The organism is Nonomuraea glycinis (assembly GCF_035920485.1).
Taxonomy (GTDB): domain Bacteria; phylum Actinomycetota; class Actinomycetes; order Streptosporangiales; family Streptosporangiaceae; genus Nonomuraea; species Nonomuraea glycinis.
Genome location: NZ_CP109166.1, coordinates 571,631 through 597,769 on the forward strand (window position 1 = coordinate 571,631; position 26,139 = coordinate 597,769).

General features: G+C 70.9%; 21 protein-coding genes and 1 pseudogene. 12 read left to right on the top strand and 10 right to left on the bottom strand.

Going from position 1 to position 26,139, the window contains the following annotated elements:
• Positions 1 to 301 precede the first annotated feature (301 nt).
• From OHA68_RS02565 to OHA68_RS02575, 3 genes are all read left to right on the top strand, one after another.
• A complete protein-coding gene (locus OHA68_RS02565; protein WP_327106187.1) occupies positions 302 to 652 on the top strand; it encodes an effector-associated constant component EACC1 in 351 nt (116 codons plus the stop codon).
• A complete protein-coding gene (locus OHA68_RS02570; protein ID WP_327106188.1) occupies positions 645 to 4,961 on the top strand; it encodes a caspase, EACC1-associated type in 4,317 nt (1,438 codons plus the stop codon). Before OHA68_RS02565 ends, OHA68_RS02570 begins: the two co-directional genes overlap by 8 nt.
• Before the next feature lie 106 nt (positions 4,962 to 5,067).
• The gene (locus tag OHA68_RS02575) at positions 5,068 to 6,048 is read left to right on the top strand and encodes a hypothetical protein (RefSeq protein ID WP_327106189.1); all 981 of its coding nucleotides are present in this window, start codon (positions 5,068 to 5,070) and stop codon (positions 6,046 to 6,048) included.
• 294 nt (positions 6,049 to 6,342) lie between these two features.
• On the opposite strand, the gene OHA68_RS02580 is transcribed toward OHA68_RS02575, so the two are convergent.
• The 6 genes and pseudogenes from OHA68_RS02580 to OHA68_RS02610 all read right to left on the bottom strand — a co-directional run bounded on the left by OHA68_RS02580 (position 6,343) and on the right by OHA68_RS02610 (position 11,227).
• The gene (locus OHA68_RS02580; RefSeq protein WP_327106190.1) at positions 6,343 to 6,795 is read right to left on the bottom strand and encodes a hypothetical protein; all 453 of its coding nucleotides are present in this window, start codon (positions 6,793 to 6,795) and stop codon (positions 6,343 to 6,345) included.
• Positions 6,796 to 6,905: 110 nt separating this feature from the next.
• Positions 6,906 to 7,274, bottom strand: a complete 369-nt coding sequence (locus OHA68_RS02585; protein WP_327106191.1) for an STAS domain-containing protein — start codon at positions 7,272 to 7,274, stop codon at positions 6,906 to 6,908.
• Positions 7,275 to 7,733: 459 nt separating this feature from the next.
• A complete protein-coding gene (locus OHA68_RS02590) occupies positions 7,734 to 8,246 on the bottom strand; it encodes a TrmH family RNA methyltransferase (RefSeq protein ID WP_327106192.1) in 513 nt (170 codons plus the stop codon).
• A 594-nt stretch (positions 8,247 to 8,840) separates the two neighbouring features.
• Positions 8,841 to 10,004: pseudogene (locus OHA68_RS02595) on the bottom strand (APC family permease); the annotation flags it as partial.
• 67 nt (positions 10,005 to 10,071) lie between these two features.
• On the bottom strand, positions 10,072 to 10,530 hold the full coding sequence (locus tag OHA68_RS02605; RefSeq protein ID WP_327106193.1) for a universal stress protein: 459 nt from the start codon (positions 10,528 to 10,530) through the stop codon (positions 10,072 to 10,074).
• 67 nt (positions 10,531 to 10,597) lie between these two features.
• Positions 10,598 to 11,227: a DUF998 domain-containing protein gene (locus OHA68_RS02610; protein ID WP_189136788.1), complete on the bottom strand. Its 630-nt coding sequence runs from the start codon at positions 11,225 to 11,227 to the stop codon at positions 10,598 to 10,600.
• A 215-nt stretch (positions 11,228 to 11,442) separates the two neighbouring features.
• On the opposite strand from OHA68_RS02610, the gene OHA68_RS02615 reads away from it, so the two are divergent.
• The gene (locus OHA68_RS02615; RefSeq protein ID WP_327106194.1) at positions 11,443 to 12,417 is read left to right on the top strand and encodes an aldo/keto reductase; all 975 of its coding nucleotides are present in this window, start codon (positions 11,443 to 11,445) and stop codon (positions 12,415 to 12,417) included.
• Between the two features lie 18 nt (positions 12,418 to 12,435).
• Here the strand turns inward: OHA68_RS02615 and OHA68_RS02620 are convergent, their stop codons facing one another.
• The gene (locus OHA68_RS02620) at positions 12,436 to 13,362 is read right to left on the bottom strand and encodes an anti-sigma factor RsbA family regulatory protein (protein ID WP_327106195.1); all 927 of its coding nucleotides are present in this window, start codon (positions 13,360 to 13,362) and stop codon (positions 12,436 to 12,438) included.
• A gap of 181 nt (positions 13,363 to 13,543) precedes the next feature.
• Here OHA68_RS02620 and OHA68_RS02625 point away from each other — a divergent pair, with 181 nt between their 5' ends.
• A complete protein-coding gene (locus OHA68_RS02625) occupies positions 13,544 to 14,101 on the top strand; it encodes a DUF1707 SHOCT-like domain-containing protein (RefSeq protein WP_327106196.1) in 558 nt (185 codons plus the stop codon).
• On the opposite strand, the gene OHA68_RS02630 is transcribed toward OHA68_RS02625, so the two are convergent.
• Positions 14,068 to 15,150, bottom strand: coding sequence for an aromatic ring-hydroxylating oxygenase subunit alpha (locus tag OHA68_RS02630; RefSeq protein ID WP_225276889.1), 1,083 nt, complete (start codon positions 15,148 to 15,150; stop codon positions 14,068 to 14,070). The two genes, OHA68_RS02625 and OHA68_RS02630, sit on opposite strands and share 34 nt — an antisense overlap.
• Before the next feature lie 278 nt (positions 15,151 to 15,428).
• Here OHA68_RS02630 and OHA68_RS02635 point away from each other — a divergent pair, with 278 nt between their 5' ends.
• Both OHA68_RS02635 and OHA68_RS02640 read left to right on the top strand, forming a co-directional pair.
• The gene (locus OHA68_RS02635; protein WP_327106197.1) at positions 15,429 to 15,743 is read left to right on the top strand and encodes a hypothetical protein; all 315 of its coding nucleotides are present in this window, start codon (positions 15,429 to 15,431) and stop codon (positions 15,741 to 15,743) included.
• Between the two features lie 90 nt (positions 15,744 to 15,833).
• The gene (locus OHA68_RS02640; RefSeq protein ID WP_327106198.1) at positions 15,834 to 17,312 is read left to right on the top strand and encodes a DUF2079 domain-containing protein; all 1,479 of its coding nucleotides are present in this window, start codon (positions 15,834 to 15,836) and stop codon (positions 17,310 to 17,312) included.
• Between the two features lie 32 nt (positions 17,313 to 17,344).
• Here OHA68_RS02640 and OHA68_RS02645 read toward each other — a convergent pair whose 3' ends face one another.
• Positions 17,345 to 18,535: a glycosyltransferase family 4 protein gene (locus OHA68_RS02645; RefSeq protein ID WP_327106199.1), complete on the bottom strand. Its 1,191-nt coding sequence runs from the start codon at positions 18,533 to 18,535 to the stop codon at positions 17,345 to 17,347.
• Positions 18,536 to 18,573: 38 nt separating this feature from the next.
• On the opposite strand from OHA68_RS02645, the gene OHA68_RS02650 reads away from it, so the two are divergent.
• The 3 genes from OHA68_RS02650 to OHA68_RS02660 all read left to right on the top strand — a co-directional run bounded on the left by OHA68_RS02650 (position 18,574) and on the right by OHA68_RS02660 (position 23,933).
• Positions 18,574 to 19,392, top strand: coding sequence for a PIG-L deacetylase family protein (locus OHA68_RS02650; protein WP_327106200.1), 819 nt, complete (start codon positions 18,574 to 18,576; stop codon positions 19,390 to 19,392).
• 38 nt (positions 19,393 to 19,430) lie between these two features.
• Positions 19,431 to 20,492 carry a lysylphosphatidylglycerol synthase domain-containing protein gene (locus tag OHA68_RS02655; RefSeq protein ID WP_327106201.1) on the top strand — a complete coding sequence of 354 codons (1,062 nt, stop codon included), beginning with the start codon at positions 19,431 to 19,433 and terminating at the stop codon, positions 20,490 to 20,492.
• Positions 20,493 to 20,570: 78 nt separating this feature from the next.
• Complete coding sequence (locus OHA68_RS02660) at positions 20,571 to 23,933, top strand: BTAD domain-containing putative transcriptional regulator (protein WP_189136781.1); 3,363 nt, start codon at positions 20,571 to 20,573, stop codon at positions 23,931 to 23,933.
• On the opposite strand, the gene OHA68_RS02665 is transcribed toward OHA68_RS02660, so the two are convergent.
• Positions 23,902 to 24,426, bottom strand: coding sequence for a hypothetical protein (locus tag OHA68_RS02665; RefSeq protein ID WP_327106202.1), 525 nt, complete (start codon positions 24,424 to 24,426; stop codon positions 23,902 to 23,904). The genes OHA68_RS02660 and OHA68_RS02665 overlap by 32 nt on opposite strands.
• A gap of 158 nt (positions 24,427 to 24,584) precedes the next feature.
• Here OHA68_RS02665 and OHA68_RS02670 point away from each other — a divergent pair, with 158 nt between their 5' ends.
• Together OHA68_RS02670 and OHA68_RS02675 are read left to right on the top strand one after the other, a co-directional pair.
• Positions 24,585 to 25,085, top strand: a complete 501-nt coding sequence (locus OHA68_RS02670) for a DedA family protein (RefSeq protein WP_327106203.1) — start codon at positions 24,585 to 24,587, stop codon at positions 25,083 to 25,085.
• A gap of 212 nt (positions 25,086 to 25,297) precedes the next feature.
• Positions 25,298 to 26,122 carry a D-alanyl-D-alanine carboxypeptidase family protein gene (locus OHA68_RS02675; RefSeq protein WP_327106204.1) on the top strand — a complete coding sequence of 275 codons (825 nt, stop codon included), beginning with the start codon at positions 25,298 to 25,300 and terminating at the stop codon, positions 26,120 to 26,122.
• The last annotated feature ends 17 nt before the right edge of the window (positions 26,123 to 26,139 follow it).

Genomic DNA, 26,139 nt, shown 5'->3' on the forward strand with positions numbered 1-26,139 from the left:
ACGGTGTTGTCCGGCTCGGTCCCCGATGAATGTGCTCGCGAGTGGCGTTGTCCAATTATCGGACAAAAAGTTCCATAGTTGTTGCGCCATCGTGCACCGCGCCCAACTTGACGTCAAGGGGGGCTATATCGCCTAAATCACTGAAGTCAGGAATCGCACCAAAAGCGGCTGCTCCATCGTGGCGTTCCTCGAAAGCCGGCCGCTTTTCTTTTGGAGCCCGGCCCGTTGCCGATCTGAGACATGGCCGCTGTGTGATGAGGACAGTACGGACGGTGAGAGGCGGCGGCGAATGATCCTGACCGTGACCGGTGGAAGCACTGACCAGCTGCGGGACCTGCGCCGATGGCTCGGCGAGGAGCCGGAGTTGCGAGGGCGGGTCGTGTCCCTGTCGCGGCGGCCGGAAGAGCACGAGCTCGGGACGCTGACCGAGGCCCTGCAGATCACGCTCGGGTCGGGCGGCGTGGTGGCCACCGTGGCGGCTGTCGTGATCGCGTGGCTACGGACCCGGCCGGCGGAGATCACGGTACGCATCTCGCGAGGCGACGACGAGATCGAAGTGACCGCGAAGGGGGTGAAATCCCTCAACGTCCACGAACTCGGCCAGGCTGCCTCCGAGGTGGCCCGAACGTTCGCGGACCCGCACGATGGGTGACCCGGCCCGCGGCCCGCTGCTGTCGGGGCCGGGCACCAGAGTGTTGATCTCCGGTACGGGCGCGCACCCGCCCTCGTCGATCCTCACCCCCGTACCCGCCGTGCGGGCCACGGTGAACGCGCTCGGCCGGTGTCTGACCGAGCGCGCGAACGTCGACCCGGCGAATCTCACGACGGTCATCGATCCGCAGGACCCACGAGAGCTCGGGGAGGCCCTCACCCGCGCCGCCCAGGAGGCCACCTCCACCCTGCTGTTCTTTTACGTGGGGCACGGGCTGGTGGACGCGGGCAACGAGCTCCACCTGGCGACGCAGGCGACCGTGGATCTCGAGGTCGGCATTCCGGGTCACCAGGCGTTGCCGTACTCGGCCGTTCGAGGGCTGCTGTCGAGTTGCCGGGCCGAGTTCATCCTGGTCGTGCTGGACTGCTGCTTCGCGGGGCGGGCTCGGGGGATCTCCCCGCGCGCCGGCGGCGAGGTGTTCGACCTGCCGACACCGGGCGCCTATCTGCTCACCGCGGCCAGCCGGGACGAATCGGCGTGGGTCCTGCCGGGCGCACGGTACACCGCGTTCACGGGTGAGCTGATCGCGCTGCTGGACGAGGGGGATCCGACGGGGCCGCCGGATCTCAGCCTGGATCACGTCTACCGCAACCTGGCCAGGAGCCTGCCGGCCAAAGGACTCCCCCGGCCCCGAAGGCAGGCCACCGACCTCGGCGGTCATCAGATCATCGGCCGCAATCCCGCTTACGTTCCGCGCGCCGTGCCGGGGCCGCCCGCGCCGGTGCCGGACACGGACGAGTACAGCCCTTACCGAGGGCTGTCGTCGTTCGACACGGCTGACGCCCAGCTCTTCTTCGGCAGGGACGAGTTGACGGCGGAGCTCCTGGATCGCGTACGCGACGACGGAGCGCACCCTGTGCTCGTCACCGGCCCTTCCGGCGCCGGCAAGTCGTCGCTGCTGCGGGCGGGCCTGGTCCCGACCGTGGAGCATGCGGTTCCCGGCTCACGCTGCGTGGTGTTCACCCCCGGGAACGATCCCGTCGCAGAGTTGGACCGGCGCGTACGCGGCATCTCCGGGGCGGACGGGCTCGTCACCCTGCTCGTGGACCAGTTCGAGGAGCTCTTCACCACGCGCATGGAAGAACGGCGCAGGGAGGAGTTCGTCCATGGCCTGGCCGCGCTGAACGCCGACCCCGGGCGCCGGGTCGTCCTGGGCCTCCGGTCGGACTTCTTCGGCCATTGCGCCGCCTTCCCCGACCTGCTGGCCAGCCTCGCCCATCCGCTCGTCGTCGGGCCGATGTCCACCCGTCAGCTCCGCGAATCGATCGAGCGGCCGGCGGAGGTCCTGGGGCTGTCCCTGGAGCACGGCCTCACCGATCTGCTGCTTGAGGATCTGGGCACGTACGGCGACGCGTCCGCCGGCGACGTCGGGGTCCTGCCGCTGCTGTCGCACGCGCTGCTGGTCACCTGGCAGCATCGCGAGAACGGCGTGCTGACCCTGGCGGCCTACCGGGCCACCGGGGGCATCGCCAAGGCGTTGGCCAACACCGCCGACCGTACGCTGCACGACCTGGGCCCGCCGGGGGAACCGATCGCCCGCCGCGTGCTGCCCAGGCTCGTGAGGCTCGGCGAGGGCGCCACCGACACCCGGCGCAAGGTTCCGTTACGCGAGCTCAACCCGGATGATGACCCGGCGATCGGCTACATCCTCGGCGAGTTCGTCCAGTCCCGGCTCGTCACCGTCGACGGCGACACCGCCGCGTTCACCCATGAGGCCATCATCCCCGCGTGGCCTCGGCTCCAGGCGTGGATCCAGGACGATCGGGCCGAGTTGCTCGTCCGTCAGCATCTGGCGGAGGACGCGGCGGACTGGCTCGGCCATGGGAAGGATCCCGCCTACCTTTACGCGGAGAGCCGGCTGGCGGGGGCGCGGAAAACGGCGTCCGCCCATCAGGCGGAGCTGACGGCGACCGAGCGGGAGTTCCTCGACGCCGCGGTGCAGGCCGAGCAGACCGAACTGTCCGCCGCTCGCCGGCGTACGAGATGGTTCCAGTTGCTCTCGGCCGGGCTGTCCGTGCTGCTGGTCGTCGCGGTGGTGGCCGGCGGGGTGGCCGCGGTGCAGACGCGAAGAGCCGAGGAGGCGCGGGTGCTCGGGCTCTCGCAACTGCTGGCCAACGAGGCGCTGCTGCAGCTGAGCACCCGGCTCGACACGGCCATGTTGCTCGCGGTCGAATCCTCCCGCGTGGCTTCCACGTTCGAGGCGAGGCAGGCGCTGTTCCGCATGCACGTGCTCGCTCCTCCGGGTCAGCGCCATCTGTGGACTCCGAAGGAGTTCACCGCGGACGTCCGGGTCAGCGGGGACGGTTCCCTGGTGCTGACCCATACCCTGTCGCCGCGGCGGATCACCGTCCGGGATCTCGCGTCGGGGAAGGTGGCCTGGAACAGGGGCCTGCGGGACCGTACGGCGGTGTTCACCGGCTTCACGACGGACGGCGGCGTCGCCGTGGGCTACGAAGAGCCCCGGGCGACGGGCTACACGATCGACCGATGGGACGCCCGTACAGGAGCGTCGCGCGGAACGGTCACCCTGGAGAAGGTGGCGGCGTCAGGGGGTGGGAACGACGTCGTGAGCGCCGACAGCGGCACGATCGCGGGGCTGAGCCACCCCGACCCCGACTGGCGGCGGCCCGCGTCGGTCCGGGTGTGGGACGTGCCGTCGCGACGGCTGATCCGGGAGGTTCCGGCAGGTTCGTCCGATGTCACCTTCATGGCGCTGAGCCCCGACGGGCGATTGCTGGTCATGGCGGCGAAGGACGGTTCGGTGACCGTCCTGAACGTGCGGACGGGGCGGAAACTGGGGCGCCTGTCTGTTCCGGACGACCCCATCATCGCCGTCGGCGTCGCGAACGACGGCCGCCGGGTCGCGCTGGACCTGGGCCTCGGCGGTGTGCGCCTGTTCGATCCGGCCACCGGGGCGGCGGTCGGACGGGCGCCGCTGGAGGGCTCGGCCCAGGCGGGGGCCTTCACGCCCAGTTCGTCGTGGGGAGGCAGGCTGGCATTCGCGGACCGGGGTTCGCTGCTCACCCGAGCCGGCTTCGACGGGTCGCTGCGACTGTGGGAGACGGTGACGGGCCGCCCGCTCACCCAGCCGCTGGCGGTGGGCGCCGCGAGCATCGACCATGCGGTCGGACCGGGCGGCTCGTTCGTGGTCACGGCTGACGGAACCGAGCGCCTCACGGTGTGGGACACCGCGGCGAGACAGCCGGGGCATGCGCTCAGCACCGGGCCCGGCGGCACGTCGCAGGGGGTGGACCTGGCGATGGACGCGAGCCACTACGTGCACCAGAACGACCGGGCCGCCCTCCGGGTCGCCGAGATCGCGACCGGGCGCGGCCAAGACGTCGTGTTGCCCCAAGGCGTGAAGGTGGCGGCGCTCGGAGTCGCCAGAGGCGGGCGGCTCGTCGCGGCCGCCGACGAGAAGGGTGATGTCATCCTGATCGACCGGGACAGCGGGCGAAAGCGGACCCTGCATGTGCTGGGAGAGGGCCAGATCGACCGCGGATTCACCTTCAGCAGGCTGGTGCTGAGCCCGACCGGACACTACCTCGCGGTGGTACTGGCCCTCGACAACGTCAGGGCCGCGGTCCTGGTCTTCGATCTGGTGGTGAACGAGGCGGTCTGGTCACGGCCGCGGCAAGGCGACGGATTCATCGTCACGACACAGGGCGGGCTGGCGTTCAGCGCGGACGAACGGCTGCTGGCGGTGGGAGAGGTCGGAAAGAAGGTCGAGGTCGTGAGCCTCCCCTCCGGCGATACCGCGTGGACGGCCTCCATCGACAGCGATTTCGCGTCCTCGCTGGCTTTCAGTTCCGACGCACGTCTGCTGGCCACGGGCGACACGGGCGGCGGGGTCATCGTGTGGGACACCCAGAAGCGTGCACGCGTAGCCGTACTGCCGGGTATGAGGAGTTTCGTCACCGGGGTGGGGTTCAGTGAGGACGCACGCGTGCTGGCTGCGGGCAACGGCGCCGGGGACCTGTCCATCTGGGATCTCGACAGCCGCCGGCTCCTCAGCCCGCCGTTCCAGGCAGCCCCCGGCCGCGTGACAGCGATCATCCCCGGATCCGGCGGATACCTGGTGGCGTCCGCGGACGGTTCACTGAGCCGGTGGACCGCCGACCCGGCGAAGATCCGGGAAGAGTTGTGCCGGGCGGCCGGGCGCAATCTGTCGGAAGCGGAGTGGCGGCAGTTCGTGCCCGGCGAGCCTTATCGGCGGACATGCGAACAGTGGCCTGCGGGAGGGCACTGATGGGGGAACCCGATCCCCCATCTCCCGCGGCATCGCAGGCGAGGGTGAAGATCGCGGAACCGAGGCGTCCCGCCGGAGCGCGGCCGGAGGGCGATACGGTCGAAGGGTGAGCACCACAGGTTTCGACACGACCATCAGTCAGGCCCGCGACCTGCTCAGGTGGCGTTCCCCGCTGCGCACAGAGCTCTGGGCCGCCCGGCTCGCCGCCGAGGTCCAGACGGACGAGACGCTCCTGCCGCGGTTGGCGCAGGACGGCAGCGCGGAGGCCCGGCTCGCCCTCGCCGCCCTGGCGGCGGTCCATCCCGTGGTGCCGGACGCCGAGGACGCCGACGTCATCGGGCCCGAGCTGCCGGCCGGCCGCGAGGCCGTCGGCTCACTTCCCGGCTGGGTGGCCCGCATGGGCCAGGTGACCTGCGAGGGAGCCTGGCACGGCAAGGCCGACCGCTACGGCGAGCAGACCCTGGCCGCCCTCTCCTTCCGCTACGGCAACGGCAAGGAGCCGCACCTGCTCGTGGTCGGCATCGACCAAGTCCACGGCGGCCTGGCGGTCGACGCCCTCGTCGAGGAGCTCAAGTTCCTCGACGATCTCGATCTCGCGCCGGCCGACGCGGCGGTGGTGGCGGGGCGCATCCTGGACGCGTTCGAGCTCACCGACCTCGTCATGGGAGCGGAGGTCGCGCAGACCCTCCCCGCCGTCCGCGCCCTCGCGCTCGCCCGCGCGCACGCCGTCCCCCACCCTGTACGGCATGCGGGCGACGACCTCGTGGCCCGTTTCCACGACCTGCCGGACGTGCCGGGGGCACGGGAGGCGTTCGACGCGCTGGTGGACTTCCTCGGCGACCGTCCGCTCTGGTGGAGTCCCGCCAGGGCCTCGCGGTTCCTCACCGCCTGGCTGCCCCGGGAGGCCCTCGTGTCGGACGAGGCGATCGCGGCGATGCCGGAGGTGGTCCGGGCGTGGACCCGCCACCACGGCGACCACCCCGAGATCCTCCGCCGCATCGACGCCGACGCGCCCGGGCTGCCCCTTCTCATGGCCGACGACTCCCTGGCCAGCGTCAACAAACGCATCAGCCGGCACCGGACCTGAGCGATGCTGAGCATCGGGCCTGAGCGAGGGGGGCGGGCGATGGTGAAAGCAAGGCACTGGGCAAGGGCGGCTATGCTGCGCAGTGACGTTCACGCCGCCCCCGCCCGGGCGTTCCAAGGGAGATCTACGCAATGTACAAGGAGTTCGCTGCCGAGGCCGTCGTCTGGCTCGTGCCGATCGTGGTCCTCATCGGTCTTGCCCTGCTGGTGACCTCCTGACCACTGACGCCGGCGACGCCGGACGGGTTTGACGGCGGACGCCGCCTGGTGGCCGGCACCGAAGGGTGCCGGCCCCTCACCTGTAGTACTCGTAGTGCACCACGGTGTTGACGTCCTTGTCGTAACGGATCTCGCCGTCGAGCCACCGGTTCCACAGGGTGGACAGCGTGCGGGTCCTGACCGTGCAGCCTCCCCAGCGGACACGCTTGGGGCGGATCGTGCCGATGTAGTCGTAACAGGATCCCGCCTTGCGGCCATTGATCTTCAGGCGTGCGTTCAGATTCACCGAATAGAGGGTTTTACGCGACTTGTTGGTGACGCGCACCTTGATGCGGCAGGTGTCCTTACAACGGCCGAAGTAAATCTTGTACGCGATCAGCTTGGGCGCGGCTTCCGCTGAGCCGGCGGCGGTCATCGCCGCAGGCACGCCAGCCGCAGGCGCGCCGGTCGCGGCGCTCGCGGGAAGTGGCGCGAGGGTGACGGTGAGCGCTGTGGCGAGTAAGAGCGCGCCGGCGAATTTCCTGACCATGTTGCCCCCAGAGCAACGCAACCAGCCGCTTTCCCCAGTCGAAAACGGCCTCCGCTTTCCGATTAACCGCCAGGAAAGCGACAGGGTCAACAAATTGCCGCGAACACGCATCACCCGGCGAAGGGTGGCGAATCTCCTGGTTCGTTGAGCTCAGCGATGGCGAGTTCGGCGGTGGTCCGGATCTCGAAGAACTTGTCGAGCGCGGTGATCGCGAACAGGTGCTTGCACCTGCCGTTGAGCCCGGACAGCAGCAGCCGGCCACCGGACGCGGTGACCGCCTTGTGCAGGTAGACCAGCACGGACAGCCCTGAGGAGTCGCAGACGGCGACCGCCTGCATGTCGATGACGAGCAACGGTGGCTGGGTCAGGTCGAGAGCCTTGGTGACACGATCGCGAACCTCGGCCGCGGATCCGAAGTCGAAGTCTCCCGTCAGCCTTGCGATGACGCACGGGCCCTGCAGCCCGAGACTGATCGACAAGGCTTGATCTGAACTCACCCAGCTCCACCTACCCGCATTTGCGCTGCCCTTCCCCACACTTTACGAGAGGTCGCGTCGGGAATCGGACACCAGCATCTGCTCGATCTGCTCAACGGGCACACCCGAGTCGCGCGGTGCGGCCACCATGTCGTCGTGGAAGTGATCGTAGCGGCAGTTGGCACTCTTGCGCTGAGGCCCTCCTCCCGGACCCCGGCAGAACTCCCCAGGACGCAGGCGACAGCGCGGTTGACGCCGATCCGGCGGCACCCCCAGGGGCCCCGAATCGCGTCCACCAGGGCCACCGATGCAGATCCGGAATCGGTCCGTACCAAATGCCGCCCACACCACGGCAAATAGTCCAAATCGTTACTGTCGTCCCTGAGGCCCGCAAGCAGTTGCTCCGGCCACGGCAACCGCCCCTCCCCCGCCGCCGTCATGTACTCATGGCAACGCCCGTCATCAGACGAACCCGGCCAGTTTGTAGAGCACGAGCGACCCGGCGACCGCCACGTTGAGGCTGGCACCCGTACCGATCATGGGGATCTCGACCACGGCGTCGAGCAGGTCGAGCGCCTCGGCGGGGATCCCGGACGCCTCGTGACCCAGCACCACGATCGTCGGCTGCCTGGCCATCGGCAGGTCGGCCAGCCTGACCGCCTCCTCGGCCAACTCCACCCCCACCACCCGCTCGCCCGCCGCACGCCGTTCTTCCAGCCACCGCAGCGGCCGCACCCAGTGCACGCACGCGCCGGCCCGCAGCGTGTTGCCCTTGTCGAGTGCCGCGGGCACCCACGGCAGGCGGGGGACGGCCATGCAGGCGCCGACCGCGTCACAGGTGCGCAGCAGGGTGCCCAGATTGACGCCGTGCATCGGCCACAGGGGCGCCACGGTCAGATGGCCGAGGCAACGCGGCGGGCGGCGGCGCCGTACGGACCGCAGATCTTTTCTCGTACGGACCCTGACCCCGCTCATGCGCGCGGGCGGATCTCCTCCGCGGAGGTTGTCATGTGGAGGGCGCTTTCAGCGGCACGCCCGAGCCATCGACGGAAGACCTCAGGATAACCCGTCGGCCCGGCCGCCCCAAGGCCGATGGCGCACCGCCCAGACGGCCGCCCCGACGGCGAAGACCGCCAGCCCGGCGATCACCGACTGCGCCGGGAGCGTGGCGGCGAGGCCCAGGCAGAGCACCAGCCCCAGCCCGGAGACGAGCTTGGGAGGCGCACCCTCGTCGCGCGCGAGCGTCAGCGCGCTGGCATTGGCGATCGCGTAGTAGACGAGCACCCCGAACGACGAGAACCCGATCGCCCCCCGCAGATCGGCCACCACCAGCAACCCGACCACCGCGACCCCCACCACGACCTCCGCCCGCCGCGGCACCCCCGCACCGCCACCCTGACGCGCGGCAGAGGAATCGCCCGAGGCGCCGTGAGGGCCGTCCGGCCCGGCAGAACTACCCGGCGCAGGGGTAACACCCGGTACGGGAGGAGTGCCCGACACAGGGGAAACGCCCGAGGTGTCGTCAGGAGTACCCGGTGAGGGCGAAGCGCCCCCTTCGCGAGGGCGGATCGGGGAGAGGGCCGCGAGGGCGGGTGGGAGGTCGCGTTCGCGGGCCATGGCGAGGACGGTGCGGGAGACGCCGAGGAGGAGGGCGAGCAGCGCGCCCAGCGCGGCCACGGCGGCCCCCGCGCCGACGACCGGCCGCAGCCAGGCCGCGCCGGCCGCATCCACCACGTCGGCGAGTGGCGCGGTGGAGTGCGCCAGCGACCATGGCCCGAGCTGGGTCAGTGCGGCCGCCGCCACCAGCGCGTAGACCAGCAGGGTGATGCCGAGCGCGATCTGGATGGCGCGGGGGATGGTGCGGCCGGGGTCGCGGACCTCCTCCCCCATGGTGGCGATCCTGGCGTAACCGGCGAAGGCGAAGAACAGCAGCCCGGCCCCTTGCAGGACACCCCAGACCCCTGGGTCGGCGACCCCGGCCGTCAGGGCCGCGATCAGCTCGCGCGTCCCGTCCGGGATCGGGCCCGACAAGGGATCACCGAGGTCGGAGAGCTCGATGATCTGCTCTTTGTCGATGATCCGGGCGTTCGACGACAGCGTCTCACCAGCCGGCTCGGGCGCCACCGTCCGGTCGGCCTGGTCCGACGTGCCGGTGCCGGTGACCGATGGCCCGATGCGGTCGGGCATGCCGATGGCCGTCTGACCGGTCTGGGCCGACGTGCCGGTGCCGGTGGGCGGTTGGTTCAGGAAGGCGGCGCCTACGACGGTGGCGAGGATCACGAGGACGAACGCCACCATCACGCGGGCGGCCGTGGCCGAGCGTTGCACGCCGAAGAGGTTGAGCACCGTCAGGGCCATCACGGCGGCGATGGCGAGCGGCCTGGCCAGGTCGGGGGCCACGTAGGCGCCGAAGGTCAGTGCCATCGCCGCGCAGGACGCCGTCTTGCCGACGGTGAACCCCCACCCCGCGAGGTAACCCCAGAACGGGCCCAGCCGCCGCCTGCCGTACACATAGGTGCCGCCGGACTCCGGGTAGCGGGCGGCGAGCCGGGCTGAGGAGGTGGCGTTGCAGTAGGCCACGACGGCGGCCAGCGCCAGCGAGACCGGCAGCCACGCCCCCGCCGCCCCGGCGGCCGGCGCGAAGGCCGCGAAGATCCCCGCGCCGATCATGGCGCTCAGCCCGACGAACACCGCGTCCGCGGTCCCGAGCCGCCGCGCCAGCCCTTCCGCCACGTCTCCCCCTCCCACGGAGGGATCTTAACCCTGGGACCAGGTGCCCGGCGCCGACGGATCGTACCTTCTACGGCGCGGATTCCGCGCCCGGCACCACGAGCACGGGCCGGCGTGCGTGGTGGAGCACGCGGTCGGAGGTGCTGCCGAGGAGCAGCGACTTGATGCCGCCCATGCCACGGGAGCCGGTCACGATCAAGGTGGCGTCGAGTTCGTTGGCCACGTCCACGATCGTGGCCCACACGGCGACGGAGTCCGGCTCACAACGGGGTGTCGCGTCCAGTCCGGCCTGCGCCGCGAGGTCGGCTCCCGCCTGGGCCAGCTCGGTCATGGCCTTGCCCACCGCCTCGTCCTCGGCGGCGGAGTTGTCGAGCGCCATGATCAGCCCGGCCGACGCCCTGGCGGTGGTCAACGCCAGCCGCTCCCACACCGTCAGCACCACCGCCGACTGCCCTTGGAACAACGTGCCCGCGAACGCGATCGCGGCCTTGGCATCGTCCGAACCGTCATAAGCGATCAAGATAGTCATATCCGGCTAACCTCCATGTCGTGGTCAGGCATTCCCTCTAACCGAGCGGCGGCCGTTCACGCCTGGGTCAGGCCAGGACGGGCGAGATGCCGCCCCGCGACCTCCGGGTCAGCGGCCGGAGCAGCGCCAGCCCGGCCAGGGCCAGCACGCCGAGCTCGGTGACGACCACGGTGCGCTGGATCAGCCCGGCGGGGATGTCATCGTTGGACAGCGGAATGCCGAACATCCGCACCACGTACGGGATCACGACCAGCAGCAGCGCGCCCAGTGCGAGCACGCTGAGCATCCGCACGCATCTGGCGTAGCGGATGCGTGCCCTGGCCAGCAGGAACCCAGCGAGCGGCATCACCAGGAAGGCGACGAAGGCGGCGTAACGGTGGATGCCCCCCGACAGCGACAGCGGCAGGCCGGGGGCGTCGGTGGGGAAGGCGCCGATCAGGAGCATGCTCACCCCCCATGTCAGCAGCAGCGCCACCACCCAGCGATCGGCCCCGGCCCGGCGCAGCGCCTCGGCGATCAACGCGGAACCGAGCGCGAACAGCGTCAGCGACGTGGGGAGCAACCAGCCCGCCGCCTGGAACGCGTACTCGCTGATCACCGAGTGCAGCGGGTCGAGACCCGCTTCCGCGTGCAGGGTGAGCATGGCGCCGGTTCCGGTGCCGATGGCGGTGAATCCACTGACCAACAAAGCCTTCATGCCTCAAAGGTCGTGGAGCAAGGGCTTTCCGAGTATCGGAGATGAGCCCCAGCGAGCCCTGGCAGATCCCCTAGTACTTCGGTCGTACGACCCCTTAAGGCACCTGTCTGACCTGCGTGAACACCGTCGACGGTGGGGAAGGCCCCCTCAGGGAGGGTAGGGCTTTGACATGGAGCGCGCTCCAGCACCGAGGCTTGGCACAGAAGGAGGCTGTAATGCGCAGGCGCACTTTGGGCAACGGCGGACCGCGGGTGTCGGCTCTCGGTCTCGGTTGCATGGGCATGTCCGAGTTCTACGGCCAGGGCGACGAGAAGGAGTCCATCGCGGTCATCCACCGCGCCCTCGACCTCGGCATCGACTTCCTCGACACCGCCGACATGTACGGCAACGGGCACAACGAGCGGCTTGTCGGCCGGGCCATCGAGGACCGTCGCGACCAGGTGGTGCTCGCCACCAAGTTCGGCATCAGGCGCGACGGCGGCGTCCGCACGGTCGACAACACCCCCGAGTACATCAGGGCCGCCTGCGACGCCTCGCTCCAGCGGCTCGGCGTCGACCACATCGACCTCTACTACATGCACCGCCGCGACGCCGGCGTGCCGGTGGCGGAGTCGGTCGGCGCGATGAGCGAGCTGGTGACCGCCGGCAAGGTCAGACATCTGGGGCTGTCGGAGGTGAACGAGAACACCCTGCGCGAGGCCGTCTCCGTCCACCCGATCGCGGCTCTGCAGAGCGAGTATTCGCTGTTCACCAGGGATCTGGAGGCGCGGATCCTGCCGGCGGCCCGGGAGCTGGGCGTCGCGCTGGTGGCCTACTCGCCGATCAGCCGCGGCTTTCTGTCAAGCGCCCTGCCGCCGGCCGACGAGATGCCCGATGACGACTTCCGCAAGCATCTGCCTCGCAACCAGGGCGAGAACGCCGCGCACAACGCGGCTCTGGTGGCGCGGGTCCAGGAGATCGCCAGGGAGGCCGGGGTGACCGCGGCGCAGCTGGCCCTGGCCTGGGTGCTGGCGCAGGGCGACGACATCGTGCCGATCCCGGGCACCAAGCGGCTGAGGTATCTGGAGGAGAACGCCGCGGCGGCGTCGATCACGCTGACCGGCGAGCAGCTCGCCGCACTGGAGCGAGCCGTCCCTGCGGGCGCGGCCCGCGGCGGACGCTATCCAGACATGTCGCCCATCGAAACCTGACCTCGCAGGCCCGCCGGGTCAGCGCGTGGGGACGTCGAAGTAGGTGCGGATGACCGTGGCGCCGGCCTGGGTGTGCACCCGGACCAGGTCGCTGAGCAGGTTGACGATGAGCAGCCCGCGCGAGCCGGCCACCCGCGGATCGACCGGGTTGCGCCCGGCCAGCGGGTCGGTGATGTGGCCCGAGTCGCTCACCTCGCAGACCAGCCTGTCGTCCTCGGTCCAGATCCTGATCTGACCGGAGCCGCCACCGTGGTCGAGGCTGTTGGCGCCCAGCTCGGCGACCACCAGGCGGACGTCGTCGACCCGGACGGACCCGAAGCCCAGCTCGGTGGCGCGGTCGGCGGCCAGCGTGCGGACGTCGGCGAGATTGGTGCTGTCGAAATGGAGCGCCGCGCAGTCGGCGGGCTCGCCGAGCGGCCCGTTGTGCTCGTCGACGACCCGCTGCGGGGCGTAGTGGTCACTGACCCGCTCGCCGGACCCGTCGCGCAGCACGGGGTGCGTGATCGCGGCCTCGTGAATGACCTCGGGATCGAGCCCCTCCAGGTCGTACGGGCACAGGATGGTGACGTGCCGGCCGGTGAAGGCGTAGTTGATCAGCGCCTCGTGCTGCGCGCACGCGGGGTATTCGGCCTCGGTGCGGCCCGGCCAGATCGGCTCGCCGATGATCCGCACATGCTCGTCGGGATGGCGGTCGGCGAACTCCCTGAGCACGCCGGGAATGATCCGCCCCGGGTTGCGACCGGCCTCGGTCATGTCGAGCAGCAGGACCCGCTCCGCCTGGGAGCCGAGCTCCTTCTCGATCAGCGCGAGGTTTCGCCCGGGAACCGCCACGGCCACGGGCTCGCCGGCCGCGAGGCCCTCGCGGACGAAGTCGGTGGTGGCAGCCACATATTCCCGATCGCCTCTGTAGAAGAGTGCCGGGTGCGTGAACAGGTCCGCCAACATCGCTTACCACGCTACCCGTCCTTGAGGAGTTCAAGGCACACTGTTGGGTACCTATTCAATCGTGAAGACTCAACAGGTCGTCCAGCGCCCTCGGCCTCCCCGTCGGCCGCTCCCCCTCGATCTGCGTACGCCCACCGGTAAGTTGCTCCCGTTTTGAGACCCCTTTACCTATGCTCGATGTATGTCGGACATGCAGATCCGCGTCTCGGACGCGGATCGAGAGCGCATCACCCAGCGGCTCCAGCAGGCCTTCACCGAAGGCCGGCTGGACCACCTCGAGCTTGAGGACCGTCTGGGACGGGCGCTGACCGCGAAGGTCGGCGCCGATCTCACCAAGCTGGTCGAGGACCTCCCCGCCGCAACGCCATCGGCGGAGGAGGAAGCCGTCCTGCTGGAGACCGTGCACGACCACGTGAAGCGCACGGGCGACTGGGCCGTCCCCCGCCGCCTGCGGATCGTCACCAAGCACGGCGGCGCCCACCTCGACTTCACCGAGGCAGTCGTCCTACATCCGGTCGTCGAGATCGAGCTGGAGCTCAAGTACGGCTCCGCCAAGATCGTGCTGCCGGAGGGCGCCACCGCGAACGTCGACGGCTTCCGCACCACCTACGGCTCGGCCTCCTCCACCGTGGCCGGCCGCCCCCGGCCCGGCGCCCTGCACGTGGTGGTGACGGGCGGGAGCAAGTACGGCCAGCTCGCGGTCCGCTATCCGCGCAAGCGCTGGTTCACCCAGTCGTGAAAGGCGGAGATGTGGTGCTCACTGGGCACCAGCACGCCGCCCTTGCCGTACGCGCGTGACGACATGCCGGGCTGGGTCCGTTCGCAGGCGTCGAAGTCCTGCTCGTTGACCCGGTGGAACAGCTCGACCGACAGCGACAGGTCGGCCCCCGACGCCACCACGTCGGGGTGGTAGAGCCAGTCGCACTCCACGATCGTGCGGTCGACGGCCAGCGGATACATCCGGTGCATGATCACATGGTCGGGGACCAGGTTGACGAAGACCTGCGGCTTGACGGTGATCGCGTAATAGCGCCGGTCCTGCTCCTCCGACACGTCGGGCAGCTTGCCGAAGCCGGGGCTGCCGTCCACCGTGAACCCCTCGACCCGCTGGGCGAACTCCGCCCCGTGGCCCACGTAGTACTGCGCGGCGTAACCTCCGGCGAACTCCGGCAGCACCGCGGTCAGCTCGGGGTGGATGGTGGCGCAGTGGTAGCACTCCATGAAGTTCTCGACGATGAGCTTCCAGTTGGCCCGCACGTCGTAGCGGATGCGCCGCCCGAGGGCCAGGTCGTCCACGTGGTAGTGCTCGATCGCGGCCAGGTCGCCCAGCCGTTCGACGGCCGCGTGCATCACCGTCTCCTCGAACGAGGGCGGCTCGTCGGCCAGGCAGACCCAGGCGTACCCCAGCCACTCGCGCAGGCTCACGGGGATCAGGCCGTACTCGACGCGGTCGATGTCGGGCATCTTGACCAGGTTCGGGGCGGCCACGAGCGTGCCGTCCAGGTCGTAGGACCACGCGTGGTAGGCGCACCTGATGGTCCGCTTGACCTCGCCGTCCTCCTCCACGCACAGGCGCGCGCCGCGGTGCCTGCAGACGTTGAGGAAGGCCCGTAAGGCTCCGTCCCGGCCCCGGACGACGATCACGTTCTCCCTGCCCACCTGGACCGTCTTGAAGGCCCCGGGCTTGCTGAGCTGGTCCGATCGGACCGCGCAGAACCACAGCGCTTCGAAGATCTTCGCTTGCTCCTCGGCGAACACTGTCGGGTCGGTGTAGGAGCGTCCGGGCATGGTGGAGATCAAACTCGAAGTGCTGTCCAAGGGACACTCCTTGTTGCGTAATACGCACCGAGTTGCTCTATATGCGACATAGTTAGCTCGGCCCAGGAGGCTGTCAAGAGGCCTCGTCCTTTTACGCGGACTTGATGCGGTTGGTGTTAGTGGGGTGCAAGCGGCAGTCAAGAACGCGGCCCTACCGTCTCCCTCGTCTCCCATCAACGAAGGGCACGGAAATGACTCCCCCTCGCCGTCGCATCGCCATCGCGTTCGCGACGCTTACCCTCGCCGCAATGACCGCCGCCTGTGGCGCCATCGGAACCGCGGTGGACTGCAACGCCGCGGCTCAAGAGGCCAGCAAGATCACCACCGACTGGTCCAGCGCGGTCACCAAGAGCGCGACCGACCCGGCGGCCATCGAGAAGGCCTCGCAGGACGCGGCCACGAAGAGCAAGGATCTCGCGAGCAAGCACGACGGTGAGATCGCCGCCGCGCTGAACGACCTCGCCGCCGGCTTCGAGAGCATGAAGGGTGACATGTCCAACGTCAGCACCTTCACCACGAAGCTCCAGGGCTTCCAGAGCAAGATCACGAGCGCCTGCTCCTGACGAGGGCCCGGCGGCCGCTCCGCCTGCGGGGGGCAGGACGATGCGGCGAGCCGGGGCGGCTTTGATGTGAAATCGGTAGTGTGGCTGCACGTGAAGCGGGACGCGCCGGCGGCGCCATCCGGGGTGCCTGGCGCCGCCCCCGCCGGCCGACCGGCCGTGCTCAGCGGACATCGCCCGCGCGTCGGACTCATCTGCCTGGTCGCGGCCGCCGCCTACGCGGCGATCGGCCTCGTCAAGCTGGCCACCTACCGGGCCTCCACCTTCGACCTGGTCATCGTGGATCAGGCGGTACGCAACTACGCCGCCTTCCGGCCTCCGTACGTGCCCGTCATGGGGGCGTGGCACGACCGGGGGCTGGACTATCTTCAACTGGCCGACCACTTCTCGCCCGTCTACGCCCTGCTGGCGCCGTTCTACTGGGTGCATGACGGGCCGGAGTCGCTGATCGTCGCGCAGGCGCTGCTGCTCGCGGCGGCCGTCCCGTTCGTCTGGCTGTACACCCGGCGGGTGCTCGGGACCGCCCCCGCCTACTTGGTCGCGGTGGCGTTCGCGCTGTCGGGGCCACTCGCGCAGGCGGCCTCGTTCGACGCGCACGAGGCCATGTTCGTGCCGCTGCTCTCCGCGATCATGATCGAGCGCTACCAGGCGGGCAGGACACTGCCTGCCTTCCTCGCCATGTTCGCCCTCCTGCTGGTCAAGGAGGACATGGGGCTCATGGTGATCGGCTTCGGCGGCTACCTGTTCTGGATCGGCGATCGCCTGCGCGGCGTGTGCTGCGCCCTGGTGGGCCTGGGCGGGCTCATGGCGGCGCGCGGCGCGATCATCCCCATGCTGGGCGGCGACCCCAAGGACTTCTGGGCTTACGGCCATCTCGGCGCCGACCTGCCGGGCGCGCTGCTCGGGATGGCGCGCGACCCCCTGGCCACGCTGCTGCTGCCGTTCAGCGACGAGGCGAAGGTCGACACACTGTTCCTGCTGGCCTGGCCCACGCTGCTGCTCTGCCTGCTGTCGCCGCTGACGCTGGTGGCGCTGCCGCTCGTGCTGGAGCGCATGCTGTCGGACCGGCACCTGTGGTGGCAGTCGGACTTCCACTACAACGCGTTCATCGTGGTGGTCCTGTTCTGCGCGGGTGTGGACGGACTGGCCAGGCTGCTGCGCCGGCTCGGCCGGGGTGAGGACCGCTCCCTCAGGCTGACCTGGGCGGTGGCGGTCGCCGCCGTCGCCCTGACCCTGGTCCCCCGCTTCGGCCTGGACCAGCTTTACCATCGCGACTTCTACCGGGGAGACCCGGTCAAGACGGCCGCCGCCGCCGCGGCCGTCGCCAAGATCCCCTCGGGGGTGACGGTCGAGGCGGCGAACTCCCTCGGCCCCGCGCTGACGGGCCGCACCACCGTCCTGCTGTGGACCGGCCGCCCGAACGGCGCCGACTGGGTGGTGGCCGACACCTCCCGCTGGGAGTTCCCCTTCGGCGGGCCGGAGGAGCAATTCGCCCAGGTGGACCGGCTGCTGTCGGAGGGGTACGCCAAGGTCTTCGAACGCGACGGCTACGTGGTCCTCCACCGCTCCTGACCTCAGCCCGCGTGCCCGCACATCCGGGATCTCTACGCGGTTCCGCCGGCGGCTTGGGCGTAAGCCCGGTCGAAGCCTGCCAGGACCGTCGGCCACGCGCCCGCGGACGGTGTCGTGGCGCGGTTGTGCGCGGTGATGCGCGCCCGCAGGCCGGTGTCCACGCAGAGCCTGGCCACCGCCTCGGCCAGCGCGTCGAGGTCGCGGCCGAGCAGGCCCTCGGTGCCGTGCGCGACGAAGTCCGCGACGCCGCTCTGCGCCCGCGCGACCACCGGCAGCCCGGCCGCGCGGGCCTCCAGGGCCGCGATGCCGAACGACTCGCGCGGCGCGGGCGCCACGAAGACGTCGGCCGACTCCAGGACCTTGGCGATCTGCTCGCGGGTGTAGCGGCCGGGCAGCGAGACCCAGTCGGTCATGCCGTGCCTGGCCAGATAGCGCTCCATGGAGCCGCGGGCCGGCCCGTCGCCCACCACGGTGGCCCGCAGCGGGACGGCCGCCGGAACCCGGGAGCGCACCGAGGCCAGCAGCTTGAGCAGGCGCACGGGCTGCTTGCGTGGCGCCAGACGCCCCACCGCCACCAGGTGCACACCGTCGACCGGCGGCCTGACCGGGCCCGCGTCGAGGGCGTCGGCGGAGGGCCTGGCCGGGGTCCCGGCCGTAACGGCAGGGGCCTCGTCAGAGGTTTGGGCAGAGGGCCTGGTCAGGGGTTCGGTGGGGGTGTGGCGCCAGCCGGACAGGTCGAGGCCGTTGGAGACCACGTGGACCGGCACCCGGGGGCCGGCGATCGAGCGGATGGGGACGGCCGCGGCGTTGCTGACCGTGGTGGCCACCAAGGACCACCGCTGCCAGCCGTACCCGAGTCTGAGCAGCCGGTAGAGGGCGCGGGTGAGCGGATCCCACATGCTGTGCACGGTGACCACGCACGGCAGCCCGGCGCGCACGGCGGCGCGCACCCCCATCCAGGCGAACGGCGAGACCGCCCCCATGTGCACGTGCACCACCTCGGGCCGCGACAGCGCCAGCCGCCGCGTGAGATGGCTCACTCCGGCGGGGTGCACGGGCAGGTCGAAGGGCATCCGCGCGACGATCCGATGCACGCCGGGCAGCGGCTCCCCCCGGGTGGCGGTGGCCACCTCGACCTCGTGACCGGACTCGCGCTGCATCCGGACGAGATCGGCCACCTGCACCTCGATCCCCCCGAGTCTCGGCAGGTAACAGTCACTCACGTGAAAGATCCGCACCCCTCCCAGACTAATCTGGCCCTGTGCCTCCACGTACCGCTGTGTTCTTCCACGCTCATCCCGACGACGAGGCCCTGCTGACGGCGGGCACGATGGCCATGCTCGCGTCCGAGGGGCACCGCGTCGTGCTGGTGGTGGCCACCGCCGGCGAGCGCGGCCTGGCCGAGATGAGACCGGGCGAGGCGCTCGGCGAGACCCGGATGAAGGAGCTGTACGAGTCGGCCGCCGTGCTCGGCTGCGCCCGCGTGGAGTGTCTCGGCTACGGCGACTCGGGGCTCAGCCCGCAGGGCGGCGTGGCCGACGAGCGCCCCGACAACGCCTTCATCGACGCCGACTCGGAGCAGGCCGCCCAGGCGCTGGCCGCCATCCTCGAGGAGGAGAACGCCGACCTGCTGTCGATCTACGACCCGGCCGGCGGCTACGGCCACCCGGACCATGTGCAGGTGTACCGGGTCGGCAAGCGGGCGGCGCAGATCGCGGGCACGGAGATCGTCCTGGAGGCGACGGTCAACCGCGACCCGCTGGTCAAGTTGCTGAAGATGGCGGGCCGGGTCTACCGGTTCCCGCCGGAGTTCGACGTACGGACCTTCGAGAGCGCCTATTCGTCGAGCGAGACGATCACGCACCGGGTCAACGTGCGCAGGTTCGCCAGGCAGAAGCGGGCCGCCATGGCCGCGCACGTCTCCCAGGCCAGCGGCGGCGAGAGCGACCGCACGCTGGCCGTCATGCTGAAGGTCCCCGGCCCCGTCTACCGCCTGGTCTTCGGCACCGAATGGTTCGTCCGCCGTGACCTGCCGCCCGGCACCCGGCTGGATCATCCTTTCGACCGATGGCCGAAATAGCGCGCAGGAAGGGCTCCGTGCCCGACAGACTGGAAGCGATGAAGAACAAGTGGCTGCAGGGCGCACTGTCCGTCCTGTCCCTGGGTCTGGCCGTGCTGCTCGTGATCTATCTGCCGCAGATCGTGCAGACGCTCACCGGCAAGCCCGTCTCCTGGAGTGAGATCGGGGCCGTGTTCGGCGGGCTGGGGGCGGGCACGATCGCGGGGATGGCCGCGCTGTGGTTGCTGAGCCTGCTGGCCTACACGTTCGTGCTGACCGGCTCGCTGCCTGGACTGAACAACCTCCAGGCGCTCACCCTCAACGCCGCCGGCAGCGCGGTGAGCAACCTGCTGCCGTTCGGCGGCGCGGCCGGGGTGGCGCTGACCTTCGCGATGACCAGGGGCTGGGGCTTCGCCAACCGGCCGATCGTGGTCATGACCCTGGTCAGCGGCATCTGGAACACACTGTTCCGGTTCATCCTGCCCGCTGTGGGGATCATCGGGCTGCTCATGGCGGGGCAGGTGCCCGACCGGACGGTGGCCAACGCCGGCTGGGTCGGCGCGGTCTCCATCCTGGGCCTGTGCGCGCTGGTCGCGGCCGCTCTCTACTGGGACCGCGCCGCCAACGCCCTGGGCGCCGGGCTGGACTTCCTCATGCGGCTGGTCCGGCTGAAGGTGCGGCCGTCGGCGGCCTTTCACCGGCTGCGGTCCGACACCGCCGAGATCGTCAGGACCCGGTGGGGGCGGCTGTCGCTGGGCATGGCGGGCTTCCTGGGACTCCAGTGGGCGATCATGGCCGCCTGCATGGTCGCCACCGGCGCCTACCCGGGGCTGGCGCAGTCGATCGCCGTCTTCGCCCTGTCCCGGGTGCTCACCTCCGCCCTGGTCACGCCCAGCGGCGCGGGGATCATGGAGGCCGGGGTGGTCTTCCTGCTCACCAGCGCCTTCGGCATGGCGGCCGCTCCGGCGACCGCGACGGCACTGCTCTTCGGCTTCTGGACTTACACTGTCGAGATCCCGTTCGGCGGCCTCGCGCTGGGCGCGTGGGCGCTCCTGCGCAGGCGCAACGGCCGCGGTGCCGCCGCAACGCCATCATCGACGATCTCGAAGGCCCCCCAGTGACTATCCCGAACCTAACCAGCGATTATCGACCATGGGCCTTGTGCGTGATTCGGAAGCACGCATAGCGTGGCGGCTGACATGGTGGCGTTCCGAGTTCTGGGGCCAGTCGAGGCGTACGAAAACGACGAGCTCGACCTCGGCGGGTTGCGGCAGCGCGCCGTCCTCGCCCGGCTTCTCGTGGCCAGGGGTCAGGTCGTGCCCGTGGACACGTTGCTGTACGACCTGTGGGCCGATGACACCGCCAAGGGCGCGCAGTCGGGACTGCAGGTCTACATCTCACGACTGCGCCGGGTGCTGGAGCCCGGCCGCCCGCGCGGCGGCCCCAACCGGCTGCTGGTGACGGTCGCCTCCGGCTACGCGCTGCGGGTGGCGGCCGACCAGGTGGACGCGCTGCGGTTCGAGCAGCTCGTCAGGGCCGCGGGCGAGCACCTCGAAGAGGGTGATCCGCACTCCGCCCGAGGCCGCCTGGAAAAGGCGCTGGGCCTGTGGCGCGGCACCCCCTACTCCGACTTCGCCGACCAGCAGTGGGCCGAGGCCGAGGTCAACCGACTGGCCGAGATGCGCCTGGTGGCGCGCGAGCGGCACGCCGACACCGGGCTGCGCCTGGGCATGCACGCCGAGACCGTGCCCGACCTGGAGGCGCTCACCACCGAGCATCCGCTGCGCGAGGAGGGGTGGCGGCTGCTCGCCCTCGGCCTCTACCGGTGCGGCAGGCAGGGCGACGCGCTCGCCGCGCTGCGCAGGACCCGCGCCATCCTGGCCGACGAGCTCGGCATCGACCCCGGCCCCGCGCTGCGCAAGCTGGAGTCCGACATCCTCTCCCAGGCGCCGGAGCTGGAGCTGGCCGCGCCACCGCGGACGTCACGCCAGGTCCCGGCCGCCGACACCTGGCCGCCCAGGCCGGCCACCCCGGTCGAGCCACCGCCGCTGGACCCCGAGCCGTTCGTCGGCCGTGACACCGAGCTGGCCAGGCTCACCACGACCGCGGCCCGCACCGGCCGGTTCCAGGTGGCGATCGTCACCGGGGTGGCGGGCGCCGGCAAGACCACCCTGCTGCGCCGGCTCGGCCAGCAGCTCACCGCCGACGGCTGGATGGCCGCCTCCGGCGCCTGCCCCGACTCCAGCGCCACCCCGCCCGGCTGGGCCTGGGTGGAGATCCTGCGCACGCTCGTGGCCGGCACCGGCGCGGGCGAATACTCCCAGCTGCTGGCGCCGCTGCTCGACGACGCCGCGCCGGACCCCGACGACGACGAGGTGTCGGGCGGGTTCCGGCTGCACCGGGCCGTCGGCGGCTACCTGGCCGGCGTCGCCCGCCGGGCGCCGGTCCTGCTGACGCTGGAGGACCTGCACTGGGCCGACGACCAGACGCTGGCGCTGCTGCGCGCGCTGCCGAGCCTGCTGGCCACCAGCCGGGTGCTGCTCGTGGTGACGTGCCGGGAGAGCGAGCTCGACGACCGCCAGGCCGACGTGCTGGCCGCCCTGGCCAGGCTCGGCCCGGTGCGCGTGGGCCTGTCCGGGCTGGAGCCCAAGGCGGTGGCCGAGCTGGTCCGGGCCACCTGCGTGCGCGAGATCGAGGAGGACGCGGTCGAGTCGATCGTGGAGCGCACCGGCGGCAACCCGTTCTTCGTCCGCGAGACCGTACGCCTGCTCGACGCGGAGGGCGCGGCCGATCGGGCGAGCGCGGCCGAGGTGCTGTCGAGGGTGCCGTCAGGGGTGCGCGACGTGCTGCGGCGGCGCATCTCCCGGCTGCCCGCGGGCGCGCAGCAGATCCTGCTGCAGGCCGCCGTGATCGGCCGGGACGTGGACGTGGACGTGCTGGTCGACGTGGCCGGCGACGAGGACGCGGTGGTGGAGGCGGTCGAGGCCGCGCTGCTGGCGGGGCTGGTGACCGAGCCGGGGCCGGGGATGCTCCGGTTCGACCATGACCTGGTGCGCGACACCATCTACTCCGACGCCTCCCGGCTGCGCCGTACCCGGCTGCACGCCGCCGTGGCGGCGGTGATCGAGCGGCGGGCGCCGTCCGACGTGGCCGCGCTCGCGCACCACTACTTCCTCGCCGACGCCGCCGAGAAGGCCGTTCACTACGCCGGGCTGGCGGCCGAGCAGGCCGAGCGGCGCTTCGCGCACCGCGAGGCGGCCACCCTCTGGGAGCAGGCCACCGCCGCGTTCGACCGCACCAGCGGCGGCACCAAGCAGCGACTGCAGCTCATGCTGCGCCGGATCAAGGCGCTGGCGCTGTGCGGCGACATGACGGCGGCCAGGCTGCTGCGGCGCGAGGCCATGGACGCCGCGCTGCCGCTCGGCGACCTGGAGCTCACCGCACGGGTGGCGGCGTCGCTGGCCGTGCCGCACAAGGGCATCGCGCGCGACTTCACCCGCACCGCGTGGGAGATCGTCGACGTCACCGAGAAGGCGCTGATGGAGCTCCCCGAGGGGGAGCAGTCGCTGCGCGCCAGCCTGCTGACCACGCTGGCGCTGGAGCTGGAGGGCTCCTCCTCGCCGGAAAGGGGCCGCCAGGCGTCCCTGGAGGCGCTGGAGGTGGCCAGGCAGAGCGGCGACCCGGTGCTCATCGCCGTGGCGCTGAGCGGGCGGTTGCGCCAGTCCTACGACATCCCGGCCGTCGACACCCGGGAGAGCATCGGCCGCGAGTTGCTGGACGTGGCCCAGCGCTCCGGCCAGATCGCCACCCAGGCGCTGGCCCATCTGGTGCTGCTGGAGTGCGCGGCGGCGCGCGGCGAGTTCGCCGTCGCCGACGAGCACGCGGCCGCGGCGGACCAGCTCGCCAGACAGTACGACCTGCCCGCGCCGGCGGCCGTGCACGCCTGGTACTCCGGGCAGCGGCAGATGATCGCCGGCGACTACGCCGGCGCCGAGCGGGCCTACCGGGACGCCGCCAGGATGACCGCGCGGGCGGGCATGCTGGAGGGCCGCCAGGACCTGCCGCTGATCGCCGCGTTCTGCCTGCACCTGGTGTCGGGGCGGGCCGCCGAGATGGTCGACGTGCTCGCCGAGGCGCACCAGCGCGGCGCCAAGTGGACGCTCGACGCCTACGCGCTGGCGCTGGCCTCCGCCGGTCACGTCCCCGACGCCAAGGCGGTCGCCGCCGTGCGCCCGCCCGTGCGGCCGGACTTCCTGTACGAGCTCGCCATGACCTGGCGGGCGCTGGCCGGGATGCTGCTGGACGACCGGGAGCGGATGGTCGACTGCTACGACAAGCTCAAGCCGTTCGCCGACCGCATCGCGGGCGCCGGGACCGGGGTCGTGGCGCTCTGGCCGGTGGCACTGACCCTGGGCGACCTCGCCGTACGCCTGGATCTGCCGGACGCCGCCCGTGCCCACTACGACAAGGCGCTGGAGGTGGCCCAGCGGGTCGGGGTGCCGCGGTGGGTGGAGGCGGCGCGGCGCTCGGTCAGCAACTCACCTGGAAGCGATCGCTCTTGACGGTCCTGCGGCCTTCGGCCTTGAGCTCGACGCGGTACCACCCGGGGTTCTTGGAGATCGTGTAGGCCCACTCGGCGCTGTGCTCGTCACCGGCGAAGCCCGAATAGTCCACCAGGTAGGTCTTCCAGGTGTTGGTACCGGGGTTCCAGCGCGCCAGCCGCCAGTTGTAGGAGATCGTCTCCTTCGGCGCCGGGTTGACGATGAGGCTGCGGGCCAGGAACGTCTTGAGGCAGTTCGGGCCGGAGGTCTGGGTGCCGATGGCGATCCGGCCGGCCTTGGCGGCGGGCTCCGAGCGCTGGGCCGCGGTCGCGACGACGGGCAGTTCCTGGGCCGTCAGGCTCGCGGTCGGCGTGAGGGTGGGGGTGGGGGCGGAGTCGGCGGTGCCGTAGGCCGACAGTCCGACGTAGGCTGCGGTGAAGGTGAGCGCCGCCACGAAGAACTTGGCCGCGCTCGCCGAGCCGCTGGCCAGAATCGTGCTACCGGTCTTCGCCATGATCTTTACCCCTCTTCGCTCATATATAGGGATAAGGCAGAGTGGTTGAGCACGGCTTGTCACGCGGTTGCACCACTTGCAGGCCGGTATGGCGGCCGCCTGCACGGTGAAATAAGGTAAGGCTGACCTAACAGACCGACTGGGAGGAGCAGGCACGAATGCGGCACCTCCCGCTCGCCGTCCCCGCCCCGGCCGACCCCTTCCTGCTCGGCCTGCCCTACTGGCTGGTCGGCGCCGTGCTGATCCTGGCGCTGTTCGGCGCGTTCCAGGTCTACTACTGGGTCGGCCGCGCACTCGGCGAGAAGATGTACGACTCCCGCCTCGGCCTCAAGGTGGGCCGGGACCGGATCGAGAAGGTCGAGCGGGTCGTCGAGAAGTGGGGGGCGTTCGCCGTCTACGGCTGCTTCTGGGTGCCGATGCTGCGGCACACACTGCCGTGGGTGGCGGGGGCGTTGCGGGTGTCGTACCCGTGGTACGTCGTGGCCAGCGCGCTCGGCTGTCTGACCTGGGCGCCGCTGTGGTGGTTCGGTCTGTGGGGCTGGCTGCAACTGGCCGTCCGGTCGCCGATCACGGCCGGGGCCGTGGCGGTCGTGGTCGTTGCGGGGATCGTCATGCTCACCGTCCGGCGCAGGAGGAAGCGCGAGTCCCTCGCCGCGTGACGCGAGCCCCTCGTTGACGCGGGCCTTCGCCGCTTGACGCGGGCCTCCCTTTCGCTCCTTGACGCGTCCAACACCTTCTAGATATGCCCGTTTTGCCCTATTTATCCTCCTTTTACCGTCCCTAGGGCGTTGTTTTTCTCGCCGCACCGCATGTTCGACATCCGGCCGCTTGCCGGGATGCCACCATGTTCGGCATGCGTATTGCCGGTTTCATGAGCTCTGCCGTTCTCGCCCTGCTCATCGGGGTCTCCTCGGCCGCTCCCGCGACCGCGGCGGACACCCCGGCCGTGGGAGCCAGGACGGCCTACGTGGTCGACTCCCAGGGAACGATCCACTACGACAAGCGCGCCACGGCCCGCGTCCCGATCGCCAGCCTGGTGAAGGTGATGACCGCCTACGTGGTGCTGCGCGAGGCCGAGCCGGGCGACATCGTCAGGATCACCGCCGAGGACGTCCGCTACGCCGCGAAAGGGGGCGCCGCCACCGCCTCGCTCAAGGCGGGCGAGCGGTTCACCGTCAGGGATCTGCTGTACGGCCTCATGCTGCCGTCCGGCGCGGACGCCGCCAACGCCCTGGCCCGCACGTACGGCCCCGGCAAGCCGGGCTTCGTCCGCAAGATGAACGCCACCGCTCGTGAACTGGGCCTGGACGGCACCCGCTACACCAACGCCGACGGCATGCCCACCCCGTCGCAGGGCGGCTACTCCACCGCCGCCGACCAGGCCAGGCTGGCGCACCTGGCGATGTCCGACCCCACGTTCGCGGCCGTCGTCGGCACCCGGACGCACGTGGTGCGCAAGACCGCCGTGCACCGCGCCCACACCTGGCGCAACACCAACAAGCTCTTGACCCGTGCGAAGGGCGTGCTGGGCATCAAGACCGGCTACACCCGCGCGGCCGGCTACTGCCTGCTGTTCGCCGGCGAGCGCCACGGCAGGCTGGTGGTCGGCGTGCTGCTGAACGACCAGGACGAGCGCCGCTTCAGCACGGCCGGGAAGCTGCTCGACCACGCCGCCGACCAGATCGCCTTCAGCTGACGACTCGGGCCGCCGGA